Source organism: Paenibacillus sp. E194 (assembly GCF_000935845.1).
Taxonomy (GTDB): Bacteria; Bacillota; Bacilli; order Paenibacillales; family Paenibacillaceae; genus Paenibacillus_B; species Paenibacillus_B alvei_B.
The window spans coordinates 1-15,898 of the sequence record NZ_JMDX01000021.1; the positions used below are offsets into that span (position 1 = coordinate 1).

The 15,898-nt window shown below is 49.2% G+C and carries 12 protein-coding genes and 1 pseudogene; 1 reads left to right on the forward strand and 12 read right to left on the reverse strand.

Going from position 1 to position 15,898, the window contains the following annotated elements; translation table 11 throughout:
- From AZ66_RS04700 to ftsE, 5 genes and pseudogenes are all read right to left on the reverse strand, one after another.
- Window positions 1–273: pseudogene (locus tag AZ66_RS04700) on the reverse strand (serine protease); the annotation flags it as partial.
- A gap of 276 nt (window positions 274–549) precedes the next feature.
- On the reverse strand, window positions 550–1,986 hold the full coding sequence (locus AZ66_RS04710; RefSeq protein WP_044353804.1) for a S41 family peptidase: 1,437 nt from the start codon (window positions 1,984–1,986) through the stop codon (window positions 550–552).
- Between the two features lie 82 nt (window positions 1,987–2,068).
- Window positions 2,069–3,310 (reverse strand): murein hydrolase activator EnvC family protein, encoded by a 1,242-nt coding sequence (locus AZ66_RS04715; protein ID WP_052648393.1) that lies wholly within the window; start codon window positions 3,308–3,310, stop codon window positions 2,069–2,071.
- Window positions 3,311–3,375: 65 nt separating this feature from the next.
- Window positions 3,376–4,287 carry a permease-like cell division protein FtsX gene (gene ftsX, locus AZ66_RS04720; protein WP_044353806.1) on the reverse strand — a complete coding sequence of 304 codons (912 nt, stop codon included), beginning with the start codon at window positions 4,285–4,287 and terminating at the stop codon, window positions 3,376–3,378.
- A complete protein-coding gene (ftsE, locus tag AZ66_RS04725) occupies window positions 4,277–4,963 on the reverse strand; it encodes a cell division ATP-binding protein FtsE (RefSeq protein WP_044353807.1) in 687 nt (228 codons plus the stop codon). Before ftsE ends, ftsX begins: the two co-directional genes overlap by 11 nt.
- Window positions 4,964–5,312: 349 nt before the next feature.
- Between ftsE and AZ66_RS04730 the strand changes: the two genes are divergently transcribed.
- Window positions 5,313–6,746 carry a VanW family protein gene (locus AZ66_RS04730; protein ID WP_044353808.1) on the forward strand — a complete coding sequence of 478 codons (1,434 nt, stop codon included), beginning with the start codon at window positions 5,313–5,315 and terminating at the stop codon, window positions 6,744–6,746.
- Between the two features lie 96 nt (window positions 6,747–6,842).
- Here AZ66_RS04730 and glnA read toward each other — a convergent pair whose 3' ends face one another.
- The 7 genes from glnA to argB all read right to left on the reverse strand — a co-directional run bounded on the left by glnA (window position 6,843) and on the right by argB (window position 15,837).
- A complete protein-coding gene (gene glnA, locus AZ66_RS04735) occupies window positions 6,843–8,252 on the reverse strand; it encodes a type I glutamate--ammonia ligase (RefSeq protein WP_052648394.1) in 1,410 nt (469 codons plus the stop codon).
- Complete coding sequence (locus AZ66_RS04740; RefSeq protein WP_021258840.1) at window positions 8,252–9,427, reverse strand: KamA family radical SAM protein; 1,176 nt, start codon at window positions 9,425–9,427, stop codon at window positions 8,252–8,254. Before AZ66_RS04740 ends, glnA begins: the two co-directional genes overlap by 1 nt.
- Window positions 9,428–9,688: 261 nt before the next feature.
- Window positions 9,689–11,107, reverse strand: a complete 1,419-nt coding sequence (gene argH / locus AZ66_RS04745; RefSeq protein ID WP_044353809.1) for an argininosuccinate lyase — start codon at window positions 11,105–11,107, stop codon at window positions 9,689–9,691.
- 20 nt (window positions 11,108–11,127) lie between these two features.
- Complete coding sequence (locus AZ66_RS04750) at window positions 11,128–12,393, reverse strand: argininosuccinate synthase (RefSeq protein ID WP_044353828.1); 1,266 nt, start codon at window positions 12,391–12,393, stop codon at window positions 11,128–11,130.
- A 266-nt stretch (window positions 12,394–12,659) separates the two neighbouring features.
- Window positions 12,660–13,613 carry an ornithine carbamoyltransferase gene (gene argF, locus AZ66_RS04755; RefSeq protein WP_021258843.1) on the reverse strand — a complete coding sequence of 318 codons (954 nt, stop codon included), beginning with the start codon at window positions 13,611–13,613 and terminating at the stop codon, window positions 12,660–12,662.
- 65 nt (window positions 13,614–13,678) lie between these two features.
- Complete coding sequence (locus AZ66_RS04760) at window positions 13,679–14,890, reverse strand: acetylornithine transaminase (RefSeq protein ID WP_044353810.1); 1,212 nt, start codon at window positions 14,888–14,890, stop codon at window positions 13,679–13,681.
- 110 nt (window positions 14,891–15,000) lie between these two features.
- On the reverse strand, window positions 15,001–15,837 hold the full coding sequence (gene argB / locus AZ66_RS04765) for an acetylglutamate kinase (RefSeq protein WP_044353811.1): 837 nt from the start codon (window positions 15,835–15,837) through the stop codon (window positions 15,001–15,003).
- Window positions 15,838–15,898: the final 61 nt, after the last annotated feature.

Below are 15,898 nucleotides of genomic sequence, written 5' to 3' on the forward strand. Positions count from 1 at the left end.
CCACAGCAGCACGATCACTTCCCGTGTCAGAGACACGCCGAGTCCAATTGCAGCGAACGTTACGAGGATGCCTGAAATCAAGCCACCGAGCCATGCATGCCAGGTATGGGTGATCCAGCTGTGCATCTTCACGGCGAACAGTCTTCGCTCCAGAATCACTTGCCTGCGATAGTGCATGGCAATGAGTAGAATGGACAGCCAATAAAATGGCGAGATCAGCCATTGCAATACAGCCTCGCCTACCCGAATACTGATATCCACCAGCAGGTTCACATGATTCGCCCCTCTCCATCACCAATTAGATTACGCACTCTATCTATGCTGAACACGCACCCTCTAGGCTGCTCACTTACAGCCATCCTTGTCTTTAAGCTTACTAACCATCTTGCCTTCAAACCAAATACCCACTTTCTATAACCCTTTATAACCTTAATGGAGACGAACTTTATGCGTACACACGTATCCATTTACCCGAAAACCCATTCTTGCAATCAAAAGAAAAAGAAGGCCGAAGCCGAAGCTTACGACCTTCTTTATATTCGACAGCATTTAGCGGATTTCCTTCTTCAGTACATCAACCGCCTTATGCAACTGTGCATCGTTCTTCGGATCCCGCATGGCCTTAACAATCGCCAGCTCAAGCTGTTCTCCTGTCTTCGCGTCAACCTTGCCAGTGACGATTAGCTTGGATGCTTGCTGGAACTCCTTAACGGCAGCCTCTGTCTCTTTGGAGAAGTAGCCATCCTTGCGTCCTGGCTTGTAACCTAGTCCAGCAAGCATAATCTGAACATTCTTGACGTTCGCATCGTTCATATCAAATGCGAGCGTCTTATCCTTCGGAACAGGAGCGACATAATAGAAGTCAGGCTGCTGAATCGCAATATCTGGCTCGATGCCCTTCTGATGAATCCAATTTCCTTGCGGCGTTAACCACTTCGCAATTGTAATCTTGATCAGACCGCCATCTCCAGAATTATAGCTCGTCTGAACTGTTCCCTTGCCGAATGTATGCTCACCGATGAGCTTCGCTCCAGCAGATTCCTTCAACGCGCTTGCCATAATTTCAGAAGCACTGGCGCTGCCCTTATTCGTCAGCATCGTAACCGGATATGGCTTCAGCTTCGCAGTCCCCTTAGACAAGTAGCTGCTGCGCTCTTTGTTCCGATCCTCCACTTGAACAATGGACTTGCCTTCTGGAACGAACAGCTCTGTCATCTTCTGCACAATATCGAGCACACCGCCCGGATTGTTACGCACATCGATAACAAGCCCCTTCATTCCCTGCTTCTCCAGCTTCTCAAGCTCTTCCTTGAAACGATCGAACGTATTCAATGAGAATTGACGAATCTCAATATAGCCAATACTTCCATCCAGCATCTTCGGATATACAGTCTCCATGTCTACTTCATCTCGCACAACGACGAGCTCAAGTGGAACTGTTTGCCCTGCCCGCTTGATAAGGATTTTAGCCTTCGTACCCTTCGGGCCGCGGATTTTCGCTACTGCCTCGTTTAGGTTTTTGCCCTCCAGACTCTCTCCATTTACGGAAATCAGCACGTCTTTCGGCTTGACGCCAGCCTTCTCAGCAGGGGATCCCTTAATCGGCGATACTACCGTCACTTCGCCATTCTCCATCGTCACTTCCGCGCCAATCCCGGTAAAAGCACCTTCAATGCTATGATTGAATTGCTCCGCTTCCTCTTTCTCCATAAAGGAGGAGTAAGGATCGTTAAGCGCGGCGATCATGCCATGAACTGCACCGTTTACTATCTTGTTGCGCTCAATGGCGGTAACGTATTTATTTTCGATTATGCCTAACGCCGAGTTCAGCTTCTGCATCTCGCTCGCTGACAAACCATTACCTGCCGATGCAGCTTGTCCACCACTCGCAAATATCGGCAAGTCCATCACTGTAAACGTTAAGGCACTGCCTGTCAGCATAGCCGCTCCGACGAGCAGAGCGACGGTTCTCCCTTTGAATGACATCGAATCACCGCCTTTGTCTTCCCTATGTTCCCTACGCTTACTCAGTCAACATTCATCTTAGTATATGTCGAAACTGCCATTTTTATTTCAAATAAGGTTCCGGATCAACGCGTTCTCCATCCACGCGAACTTCAAAGTGTAGGTGGTTGCCTGTTGCACGGCCTGTTGCTCCTACCTCTGCAATCTTGTCGCCACGTGAAACTTGGTCACCCTTCGATACTTTAATTCCACCGTTGCGGATATGCCCATACAGGGACCAAACACCATTTCCATGATCAATGACGACACAGTTCCCGTATCCAGACCACCATTCTGCAATCAGAACTGTACCTGATTCAGCAGCATAGATATCAGTACCTCCCGGCGTGGCCATGTCAAGACCACTATGGAACGCTCCTTGTTTTCCAGTAATCGGATCGGTGCGCGAACCGAATTGTGAAGAGATATAATAATCGTCATGAAGAGGAACTGCAAATTTGCCGCCCGAGTACACTGAGTTCGAATTGCTTCTTGGTTTCGCCTTCGGCTTTGGCTTCTCCTTCGGCTTCATCAGCTCATTCTTCTTACGGAGCAACTCTGCACGCTTTTTCGCAAACTCAACGAGCAGTCTGTCCTGCTCCTCACTGGCGTCATCTGATTCGTCAATTTGCTTATTATAGCTTGCAATCATGACTTCTTTTTCTTTTTCCTTCAACATTAAGTCCTTCTTCGCATTATCGAGCTTCGCATACAGCAATTTTACTTGCTTCAGGTTCGTCTCGATCTCCAGCTTCTTCTGGACTACAAGCTGCTTGTCATGCTTATGCTCCGCCAATATTTCCTTATCTTGTTCAGCGATCGATTGCAGTGAATCGAACCGATCCAGGAAATCAGAGAAACTTGTCGCACTAAACAATACATCTATGTAGGACACGACGCCGTTCGTATACATCAATCGCACACGCGTATCCAGCAAATCCTCACGTTCATCAATTCGTTTGTTGACCTTCTGCAGTTCATCTGCTGCCTTAGCCAAATTTAATTCTGTTTCATCTATTTGATGAGCGACATTCGCCATCTCATTAGCTTTCTTATCAATCTCAGACAGAAGATAGTCCATATCCTTCTGCGTCTTCCCAAGCAACTTCGTTGCTTCGGACTTCATGGACTTCGCTTCTTGCTGCTTATTCTCCGCTTGACGCATCTCGCTCTGAAGCTGCTTCAATTGCTGATTGACCTTGTCCAACTCAGATGCTTGTCCCGTAGATGGCGGCGCCATCGAGAAGAGAATTGCAAAGCTTGCGATTAAAGTAATCCACTTCTTCAATCCAGTACTTCGTTTCAATCCGGTTCCTCCTATCTTCCCCGATTTGGGCCTATCGTTCACACGCTGCATTTCGTTGGTGCTATCTATACTTTCAAAAATTTACGAATGGATATCGTACTTCCCCATGTGCCAATCAAAATGCCTAGTCCCACTAGAGTACTGCCAACAAGCAGCCACGCATCCTGCAGTGGAATAAGCTTGACCATCTGCAAGCCCAGCTCAAAATTCGTCACGAGCTGCTGATATCCGTAAAATAGCAGTCCAACGGTAATCAGTGACCCTACAATGCCTAAGAGAGCCCCTTCGACGAAGAACGGTCCTCGGATGAAGGAATTGGTTGCCCCAACAAGCTTCATAATGCTAAGCTCGCGCTGACGAGCCATAATCGTAACTTTAATCGTATTCGAAATAAGGAACATCGCTGTCACGGCTAGGCCGGCTACAATAAAAAGGCCGAAGTTACGTACGGTTGCCGTTACCTTCAGCAAGGTATCGACCGTTCCTTTCCCGTAATTGACCTTCCACAGCGGCTTCGCGCTATTCGTATCATTAATGGCATTAATCTTCTTCGCGACCATGCCAATTGTTGCTGGATCGTATACCTCAACCGTAAAAGAATCCGGAAGCGGATTCGTATCCTTCGTATAGCCGTTAAGCAGTTCCTTGCCGTCCTCACCCAAGTTCTTCTCTAGCAGCTTCATGCCCTCTTCCTTGGAGATGGGAATAACTTTGCTTACTTCTGACATATTGCCGATATCTGTAGCGACTAGTTCCTTCTGCTCTTGTGTAGCATCAAGCTTCATATAAACTCGAATTTGAACCTTGTTATCAATTTGCTTCGTCATCTCGTTTACATTTAACGACAATAGCATGAACACACCTAATATAAATAACGAGATCACTATCGTACTAATCGATGCGAAAGACATCCATCCATTGCGGAAAATACTCTTGCTTCCTTCTCTGACATGGCGGGAAATTGAATTAAAAATCATAGCCGTATTCCCCCCGTGCCTCGTCACGAACAATAAGTCCCTGCTCGATCGCAATAACCCGCTTGCGCATCGAATTGACGATATCCTTGTTATGAGTAGCCATGACAATCGTCGTGCCGCGGAAATTAATTTCCTCAAGCAGCTTCATAATGCCCCATGATGTCTCTGGATCGAGGTTCCCCGTTGGCTCGTCCGCCACAATTACAGATGGGTTATTCACGATTGCCCTTGCAATCGCGATTCGCTGTTGCTCTCCTCCCGACAGTTGCGCCGGCAGGCTGTTCATCTTATGTTTCAGGCCCACCAGCTCCAGCACCTCAGGCACACGGCGCTTAATGACCTTCTTCGGCGCTTCGATAACTTCCATCGCGAAGGCAACATTCTCATAGGCTGTCAGCTTCGGCAAAAGTCGAAAGTCCTGGAACACGACGCCGATATTGCGCCGAACGAACGGAATCTTGCGCTGCTTCAGCTTACCGATATTGAATCCACTTACGAAAATTTGCCCCTTCGTAGGAACTTCTTCTCTATAGATCAATTTCATGAATGTCGATTTCCCTGCTCCTGACGGTCCAACCAAATAGACGAATTCATCCTTATCAATTTGGACGGATATGCCGCGCAATGCGTGAGAGCCGTCTTGATACGTTTTCCATACATCTTGCATTTCTATCAAATGATCACACCCTAAGTTTAAAAGATCAGCTAATATACATTCGACATAAGTGCACTAAATCCTTTAAAAGAAAGGAAATTTCAACATCTTTTTACGCATAGCACCACATTTAGCTATCATTCAGCCTTCTATAGCAGCTAACGCCGTCGGAAGTAGTCCGACCCTTGCTGTAGTCCTCCCCTCCAACCAGCTAACGCAATTGTTCCCGTGTTCTCTACACTTATCGAGTCAAGTTTGCTATGCAAGTCGCATATAGTATGAAAATGAATAAATCAAATCTTCTCGTCCTTAGGCTTCCTTCAAGCAAGGACGCTCTTCTTCATTTTTTCATAAGCAGGAGGCTATTGCAGTGAAAAAAATCCATGCACTATTTATAACCGTTGCCTCGCTCTTGTTGGTAGGTACTGCGGTATGGGGCTTAGCTCACAGCTATGCATCACAGCCAACAATCCCTCCCAACGTACATCTGTCCACCTGGAATATCGGCTCTCAATCCATGGACGCCTTCCGCGAGCAATTAAAAGCAAAAATTGAGCAGTTGGAGCAAACGCCATTCGAATTCTCCTTCGACGGCTCGAACGTTGAACCAGTCAAAACTACACTTGCTGATCTCGGCGTTACATATGATGCGGAGCCTATTTTACGCGCACTCGACAAGATGAAGGAAGGCTCTCTCTGGGAACGAATTCAAGCACGCTACTATTTCCCGACATCGTGGACACTTCAATTCCGTTGGAATAAGGACGTGTGGGCGAAGCGCTTAACGCCTGACTGGGAGGAAAAGACATTCGGCAAGCCCGTAAATGCACAGCGGGAAATCACAAAAGACGACAACATACGCTATAAACCCGAAAAAACAGTCCTTCGCATCGACCGATTACAGTTGGAACAACTCATCCGCACCTCCATCCCTCACACGTGGATTGAAGGGCAATCCATTGCACTTCAGGTACCACTACAAAAAACAGCCCCACCAGTCACAATAGCATCGCTGAAAGCGGAGGGGATTGAACGAAAGATTATTGAGTTCTCAACCAGCTTCGTGCAAGCCAGCGACGGCCGCACCCATAATGTCAACGCAGCTGCCCAGACCATTCATGACATGGTGCTGAAGCCTGGTGAGGTTTTCGACTATGATAAGGTCATTGCTGAAACGGAAAAGAAATACGGCTTCAAGGAAGCTCCCGTCATCTTCAACGGCAAGCTTGTGCCCGGCATTGGCGGAGGCATTTGCCAAGTATCGAGCACCTTATACAATGCAGTACTTCGCACTGGTCTGGAAATCGTCGAGCGACGCAATCATTCATTACCTGTCTCTTACTTACCAATTGGGTTAGATGCCACCTTCTCTCAGGGCTATATTAATTTCCGCTTCAAAAACACAACCGGCAAGCATCTTATTATTCGAACTGCTGCTGAGGACGATCGGCTCATCATTAAATTTTTCGGCACAATGGATAAGGATGTATCCTATCGGATGGAGACCAAAACATTGAAGGTACTAGAGCCAACGATTAAATATGTGAAAAATCCAAATCTCCCTATCGGCAGCCACGAGACGATCCAGAAGGGGAAACAGGGATATACGGTAGAGTCGTACCGGATCAAGCTCGTTAACGGCAAAGTGGTCGAACGCAAAAAAATGTTCGTGGATACGTACAGACCACAGCCGACACTTATAGCGGTCAATACAGGCGGATCGGATCAGTCTTCTTCGAAAAAGGATCAAAACCCGATTTTAGAGGATGGTGTGAATGGACCCGTATTTAATGATGAGTCCTAGATAGAGGTAACCGAAGGCAACATTCAAGAGAAAGAGCCCTGCATCATCATTGATGAGGGCTCTTCTTGCGTTCATACCGAGCTTGAATGCAATTTATTAATATTCTCGCAGATAGGAAGTAAGCTCCCACCCATGAACTTGTGATGCATATTCGCTATATTCCTGTTCTTTCATTGAAATGTACGTGTTCAATGCCTGCTCGCCCATGACATCCTGGATGATTGTATCCTTCTCCATATACCTTAACGCTTCAAATAAATCCCGGGGGTAGATATCCCATTTATACGGTGTGCTATTTTTCGCTTGATGAATGTCCCCGCTTGCTTCCTTGGGCGGCCTTTCCCTCTTCTTCACACCTTCCAAACCTGACTTCAGCATGACCGCAAACAGTAAATAGGGATTAGCGGTTGGATCCGGCGTACGATATTCAATTCGCGTCTGCTTGCCTCGTGCCGCCGGAATTCGGATCATTGCCGAACGATTGCTTTCCGACCAAGTTAGATGAGTCGGTGCTTCATAGCCTGGCATTAAGCGCTTATAGGAATTAACGACTGGGTTCGCAATGGCGGACATTCCTTTTGCGTGATGCAGCAAGCCAGCTATAAAATAGAGAGCAGTGTCACTCATCTCGGATGACGCATGCGGATCATGGAACACATTACGCCTCGCATCGTCCTGCAGAGATTGATTGCAATGAAGGGCGCTGCCATTTTGACCACTCATTGGCTTCGGCATGAATGTGGCATGTAGGCCATGTTGATTTGCCACTCGCTTCGTCAGTAGCTTGAACATTTGCCACCGATCAGCTGCTCTAAGCGCTTCTCCGAAGCGAAAGTTGATCTCATGCTGGCCAGGAGCCACTTCATGATGAGACGCCTCAGTTTGGAAGCCTTGCTTCCTCATCTCCTGCAATAATTCTAATCTTACATTCTCTCCGCGATCATGAGGGAACAGATCACAATAGCCTCCTTCGTCATGGGTCGTAACAATTGGTGTTCCTCGTTCACTTACCGGGTAGAGAAAAAATTCACCCTCAACCCCAATATAGTAGGAATAACCTAATTCCTTTGCTTCTCGCAGCACTTCCTTCAACATACTCCGGGTACACCCCTGCGCGCGTCTGCCATCCGGCAAGCGTACATCACAAAAGACAGTTGCTATTGTGCCGCATGTAGAGTCGTGCCACGTATCCACATGGAATGAAGTTGGATCCGGATGCAAGGCGAGATCGGATTGATCTACACCGCCGTACCCTGTGACCGAAGAACCGTCAAACATCACCTTTCCTTTAAAAGCAGCATCTGCTTCATCACGATGGATGACAAACTGCTTCACCTTGCCGAACAAGTCCGTAAATTGCAAGCGCAAATACTCTGCAGCATGCCGGTGCATCCATTCAACGACTTCGTCTCCAGATTGAATGAAAGGAACATCTTCGCTTGGGCTTGATCCAGCTAGGGGTTCGGATAAAGCTGTACGATCCGACGATGGTACAGAACGTTGCATTACGCATCCCTCCTCGTTCGCTGCTGCGGCATATCTGGAAGTTTATTCACAGAAACGATATCTTGGGATTTTTTTTGAGGTGGTGTCCAAAACTGCTCGTTGCCGGGAAGGTCATCAAACCAAGCAGCATGATCTGGACAATCGAGCACCATGAACTTGCCATAGTTCCCGTCTCGGGATTGATGATATTTCAGATATGCCTTTCCGTTCTCAATCGCCAAAATTTCGATTTTGCCTGATGTATGGCTCATAGATAATCGAACCCGCTTGCCAAGTCCTGACGTCTTCGCCTTGGCTGCTTCAACGAGTTGGTACGCTTCCTTTAATGGGAGAACGAATTCACTATTTCCAGCAACCGGCCGGTTAATAAAGAAATAATACGGGGTTACCCCGGCCCATGACAGCTTATCTAGCAGTTCTCCGAGTACATCCGCATCATCATTAATACCCCGCAACACCGGCGTCTGATTGACTACGATTGCTCCAGCTTCGTGCAGTGCCTGGAATCCGCGCTTTGCTTCTTCTGTGATTTCACGTGGGTGGTTAATATGAGCCATTACATAAATCCGGTGGTCAGGTGTTGAAAATTCACGAATCGCCTCCAGCAATAACTCATCTTCATAAATCCGCATCGGATTGAAAACGGGCAGCTTGGAGCCCAATCGAATAATCTTAACATGAGGGATATCGCGCAGACGTTGTAAAATCATGCGCAGTTTCGGGGTGGCTAGAATCAGACTGTCTCCGCCGGTAAGCAGGACATTGTTAATCTCGGGATGTTCGGCAATGTAAGTGAGTCCGGGATTCACATCGGACATCGCTTCTTTGACATCGTTGCGGAATAGTCGCTTGCGGAAGCAGTATCGGCAATAGGCGCCGCATACTTCCGATACAATTAATAGTGCGGTGGATGAATACTTGTGCTGGCAGCCAGGAACTACGTAGTTCGTGTCCTCGTCTGAGGCATCCCATCGTCCATACTCTTTCAGTTCCCCGGTGTTCGGGATAACAAGCTTCCGAATCGGGTCATTGGGGTCGTTCCAATCAATGAGGTTCAAATAATAATCGTTGACGCGGAATACAAATTTCTCGGTAATCTGCTTGAGCCGTTTCCTTTCCGTCTCGGGCAACTGTGTGACCTTGTCGATATCGGTGACGTACTTCGGCTGAGGCATTAGCATTCCTCCTTATGAAGTTTGATCGTGCATATGCACATTGTTAATTATACACATATTTACATATTCAGGCAATGGCAGGGGTGAAGCCTACGAAGCGAAACATCCCTCCAAATGCAAAAAAGCACAAGCGCGTCAGCGCCTCACAGGACGCTATTAACGCGCAGTGCTCTTCGATAAGTTGAGTTACATGATGTCATAACGATGCTGAATACTATCGATGATCAACCAATCCAACAGAAATCAGCCTACCATCAACTCCTATGCTAACTTGATCCCACCGTTGGCTTCGATCCAGAGCGCCTTCTGTGCCAATGCTTGTTCTGCCCGCCCAATGGCGGCCTCTACCTGCACCGTTGCTGTTCCGCCGTATACGTTGCGTGCATTTACAACCTGCTCAGGTTGAAGGACAGCATAGATACGATCATCGAACAGTTCAGAGAACTGCTTGAACTCCTCCAGGGTCAGATCAAGCAGGTATTTGTTCTGTTCAATACAGTACAGCACCGTCTTGCCGATAACTTCATGCGCCTGACGGAATGGCAGTCCCTTGCCAACGAGGAAATCTGCAATGTCAGTTGCGTTGGAGAAGTCCTGACGCACTGCCTCCCGCATGCGGCTGCGGTTCACCTTCATCGTGGCAATCATCGGTGCAAATAGGCGCAGTGCCCCGTCCAACGTATGCACTGTGTCGAACATGCCTTCCTTGTCTTCCTGCATATCCTTGTTATAGGCTAGCGGCAGTGCCTTGAGTACCGTCAGCATGCCCACAAGATTACCGTATACCCGCCCTGTCTTCCCGCGAACTAGTTCCGCGACGTCTGGATTTTTCTTCTGCGGCATAATACTGGAACCCGTGCAGAATGCATCGTCCAGCTCCACGAATTGAAATTCAGTGCTCGACCAGAGCACAAGCTCCTCACACAAGCGGGACAAGTGCATCATAATCAGTGAAGCGTTCGACAGGAATTCCACGATGAAATCCCGATCGCTCACTGCATCAAGACTGTTCTCATATACGCGGCTGAAGCCAAGCTGCTTCGCGGTGTAATGACGATCAATCGCAAATGTCGTCCCCGCGAGCGCACCCGCTCCAAGTGGAAGCATATCAATGCGCTTATAACTGTCCGTCAAACGCTCGATATCGCGCTCGAACATTGCGACATACGCCATCAAGTGATGGGCGAATAGAATCGGCTGCGCACGCTGCAAATGCGTATAGCCAGGCACGATTGTCTCCACGTTCTCCTTCGCCTGCGCAATAAGTGCTTCCTGCAGCTGCACGAGCAGCTCAACAAAGGTGACCACACGCTTGCGCATGTACAAGTGCATATCGGTCGCCACTTGGTCGTTGCGGCTGCGTCCAGTATGCAGCTTGCCACCCACCGGGCCAACAAGATCAATGAGCGTTTTTTCAATATTCATATGAATGTCCTCATCGGATACGGAGTAATCCAGTTCCCCGCGGCGGATCATATTCGCGACCTGATGAAGTCCATCCGTTATCTGATCTACATCCTCCTGCGGCAATATACCGCAAGCTCCCAGCATCGCCACGTGAGCAAGGCTGCCCTGTATATCCTCTTCAGCCATTGCTTTATCGAATGTAATCGAAGCTGTATATTGTTCAACGAGTTGATCCGTCTGTTTCGTAAACCGACCGCCCCATAGTTTGCTCACGCTGCTCTCCCCTTCCTGTATTACACGCCTGCTTCTTGCAAGGAAGCCCCATGAACCTTCGTACCATGCACCCCGGCAGCGACCTTAAGACGCAAGGCGTTCAAATGAATAAAGCCTGTTGCATCATTTTGATCGTATGCCTGAGAGGGGTCTGCCTCCATCGTCGCGATATCTGGATTGTATAAACTCACCGGACTTTGTACGCCAGCGCCCATCACATTGCCCTTGTACAGCTTAAGCCGCACGCTGCCCGTCACATGCTTCTGGCTTTCGTTGACGAGTGCTTGAATCGCAAGCCGCTCCGGTGCGAACCAGAACCCGTTGTATACTGCAGCACTGTACTTCGGAATAAGCGAGTCACGGATATGCATTACTTCGCGATCCATCGTCAACGATTCCATGATGCGGTGTGCCGTAAATAGAATCGTACCGCCCGGTGTCTCGTAGACGCCGCGGCTCTTCATGCCGACGAAGCGGTTCTCTACCATATCAACACGACCAATGCCGTGCTTGCCGCCAAGCTCATTCAATGTCTCCATTACCTGCAGAGGGGAGAGCGCCTCTCCGTTAACCACAGTACAATTGCCTTGCTCGAATGTTAATTCGATGAGCTCCGACTCATTCGGCGCATCCTCTGGGGAGACACTCAGTACATACATGCCTTTATTCGCATCTGCTGTTGCGTCAAACCATGGATCCTCCAGCATGCCGCTCTCGAAGCTAATGTGGAGCAGATTGCGGTCCATCGAGTATGGTTTGGCCGCAGAAGCCTGCACCGGAATACCATGCTTCTCCGCGTAGGCGATCATCTCAGCGCGTCCTGGGAAGTCAGCGCGGAATTGCTCCGAGCGCCAAGGCGCGATGACTTGAATGTCCGGTGCCAGCGCCGCTGCCGTCAGTTCAAAACGGACTTGGTCATTCCCTTTGCCAGTTGCACCATGAGCAATCGCCGTTGCACCTTCCATACGAGCAATCTCAATCATCCGCTTCGCAATGAGCGGACGCGCAATGCTCGTGCCGAGCAGATATTGCCCTTCATACAGTGCACCTGCCTGGAACATCGGGAAAATGAAATCCTGCGCAAACTCTGCGCGCAAATCGTCAATGTAGACTTTGGATGCACCTGTTGCGATTGCCTTTTCTTCAAGGCCGTCCAGTTCTTCCTTTTGTCCAATGTCCGCGGTAAACGTAATGATCTCTGCATCATAGGTTTCCTTTAGCCATGTTAGGATGACGGATGTATCTAAGCCGCCTGAATAGGCCAGCACAATTTTGTTCTTTGCCACGATGACTCCCCCGTTCAATATGCTGTAGAGATGAGGTTCAATAAATTCGATAAGTTTAATAAACTCGATAAGGTTCAATTCGTCCTGCATGTGTCCATCAACTTGACCAAGTTCCCCTATTCAGCCAAGTGTGCGTCCACCTCAATTTATTTAGGTCGTTACGATTTAGCCCCATGTAACATAAGTACTCCAAAAAAAGAGGATGCCTGCCTATTCTCGTTAACAATAGTAGTCCATCTACCGATCAAACTCGATCCATAAATACGTTACTCTCCCATCAAGGAAGCCATAATCGCCTTCTGCGCATGCAGACGATTCTCCGCTTGATCGAAAATAACAGAGTGGCCGCCATCAATAACACCTTCACTGACTTCTTCACCACGATGTGCAGGCAAGCAGTGCAGGAATATATAATCAGGCTTCGCATACCGAGCTAATTCTTCATTCACTTGGAAGTTGCGGAACGCTTGCTCACGCTTCAGCTGCTCCGCCTCGAACCCCATGCTTGCCCATACGTCTGTATAGACCACATCGGCGTTCGCGATTGCTTCCTTCGGATCACTCGTAATGAGCACTTGAGATCCTGACTGCTGCGCCTGCTCGAGGCTTTGCTTCACGATGCCTTCATCCGGCATATATCCTTCAGGCGATGCGACAGCAACATGCATTCCCAGCTTGCTCGCTCCCATTAGCAGGGAATTCGCCATATTATTGCCGTCCCCGATATAGGCTAGCTTCAAGCCTTGCAGCGTTCCTTTTTTCTCATATATCGTCTGGAAATCGGCCAGCGCTTGGCATGGATGATTCATATCCGTCAATCCATTAATAACCGGTATGGTAGCGCCGCGCGCCAAATCTATGACCGTGCGATGGGCAAACGTCCGGATCATAATGCCATCCACATAGCGCGACAGCACTTGGGCGGTATCCAATATTGGCTCCCCGCGGCCAATTTGCAGATCATTTTTACTCAAAAACAATGCCTGACCGCCAAGCTGGTACATCCCTACTTCAAATGATACACGTGTGCGTGTGGAAGACTTCTCGAAGATCATGCCGAGTGTCTTCCCCTTCAGCGGCTGATACACCTCGCCTGCCTTCTGCTTCCGCTTCAGCTCAATCGCGAGATCGATCAAGTATTGCAATTCTTCCATCGTATAGTCAGCGAGCGCAATAAAATCGCGTCCGCGCAAATCAATTGTAGATGCTGTTGTTGCCATCAAGGCCACCTCCGTATATAGTCGCTGTCTTCCCATCCGATCTGTACACACGCTCCGATTGCCATCTATGCCGTAGCAACGACTTCTGAACGCTTCACTAATACATCGTGGATAATCGCCACAGCCTCATCGATTTCTTCGTCACTTACGAACAGATTCGGAAGCAAACGAATCACATTCGGACCCGCGCTAATGAATAGCAAGCCCGCTTGTTGTGCCTCCTTAATCACATCCGCCACAGGTTCCGCGCACTCGATACCAACAAGAAGCCCGAGACCTCGTATATCCTTCACTAGCGGTACATTGCTCAACTTCACCCGCAGCGCGTTAAGCAAGGTCGTCCCCTTCTCCGCTGCCCGCTGTGCAGCCTTCTCTTCCAGCATCGTCTCCAGTGTGCCTACTACAGCTGACATCGCGAGCGGGTTGCCGCCGAAGGTCGAGCCATGTGTGCCCGGACTGAACGCTGCCCGCAGATACTCCTGCGCCAGCATGGCTCCTACTGGGAAGCCACTGCCGAGCCCCTTGGCCACAGTAAAGATATCCGGCTGAAGGCCGTAGTGCTCATATGCGAACAATGCCCCTGTTCGCCCCATTCCCGTTTGTACTTCATCCACGATGAGAAGAAGTCCGTGCTCCTTGCACAATGCAGCTACTTCTTGAGCGAATGATGCCTTGATCGGGAAGACACCGCCTTCTGCTTGCACGATTTCAAGCATAATCGCTGCGGTATTATCCGTTATCGCAGCTTTCAGCGCCTCACTATCGTTAAACGGTACATAACGGAATCCTGCTGGCAGCGGAGCGAATCCATCCTTCACCTTGTCTTGACCAGTTGCTGTCAGCGTCGCCAACGTGCGGCCGTGGAAGGATTGATGGAACGTAATAATTTCCGACCGCCCTGTCTTAGCAACTGCTGCATGATAGCGTCGCGCCAGCTTAATAGCTGCCTCGTTCGCTTCCGCTCCACTATTGCAGAAGAATACAGCATCTGCACATGTATTCGCGGTCAGCAGCTCCGCCGCTTGTTCCTGCTGTGGGATATAGAACAGATTCGAAGCGTGCCATAACGTATCCAGCTGTTCTTGTACACGCGCCTTGACCCTCTCCGGCACATGTCCCAAGTTCGTTACAGCTATGCCGCTCATGAAATCCAAGTAGCATTTCCCCTCATTGTCCCATACACGGCTCCCTTGCCCCTTGACCAGTGCAATTGGATAGCGGGCATACGTTGGGAACAAAGCGCCAGCTTCCTTCCCGGCATCTATATTCTTCGTCATCGTCTCCACCCCTTCGTTCAGTCTGTTACTCTGTTCACAGCCTCTCAGCTGCAGCATACTGCTATCTAAAAGATCCAACCTTCAATTTATTCCATGTCTTAATAGGCCACCTATGACCTAACAATTCGAGTTCCGATCGCTTCCCCAGCCATCAATCGGCGCAGTACATCAGGTTCAGATCCGTCAGCAATAACAACCTCCTGCACGCCGCCCTCCAGACATTTCATCGCAGCCTGCACCTTCGGGATCATCCCTCCGTAAATATCGCCACTCTCGATCATCGCCTCAACTTCCTCAGTCGTCACAACGGGAAGTACAACTTTCCCTTCTGGGCCGTTTCTCATAATGCCGGGTACATCCGTTACCACAATAAGCTGCTCCGATCCAAGATAAGCCGCTACAGCACCTGCTGCAGTATCAGCATTGATGTTATAGCGTTGGCCTGCACGATCCAGTCCAACTGGCGCAATGACAGGCATATGATTCATGTCGACCAGTCCAGCCAGCAAGGATGCATTGACATGGGTCACGTCTCCGACAAAGCCCACTTGCGCCGCGTTAGGTACCGGCTCCGCCTGAATGAGTCCGCCATCTGTTCCCGACAGCCCAACCGCCTTAGCCCCTACTTGTGTGAGGCGCCGTACGATTTGCTTGTTGATCTGTCCGGCAAGGATCATTTCGACGACGTCAAGCACGGCTTCATCGGTCTTACGAAGCCCACCGATGAATTCGGACTCGATGCCGAGCTTATCCAGCATGCCTGATATCGCAGGTCCACCGCCATGCACGATTACAGGAACTGTACCATCCTCCTGAAGCTGATGAAGCTGTTCATAGAACGAATTCGGCAATGCTGCCAAGGTGCTTCCTCCGCACTTCATGACGAACAGCTTTACAGCTGTAGCCGCCAATGACTTCTCTACGCCCTGAGTTTCTGTCGTTGCCATACTCCCACGCTGCTCCTTCCCGCTCTTGCTTTACACCGCTTAATACAACTTCACACTTCCT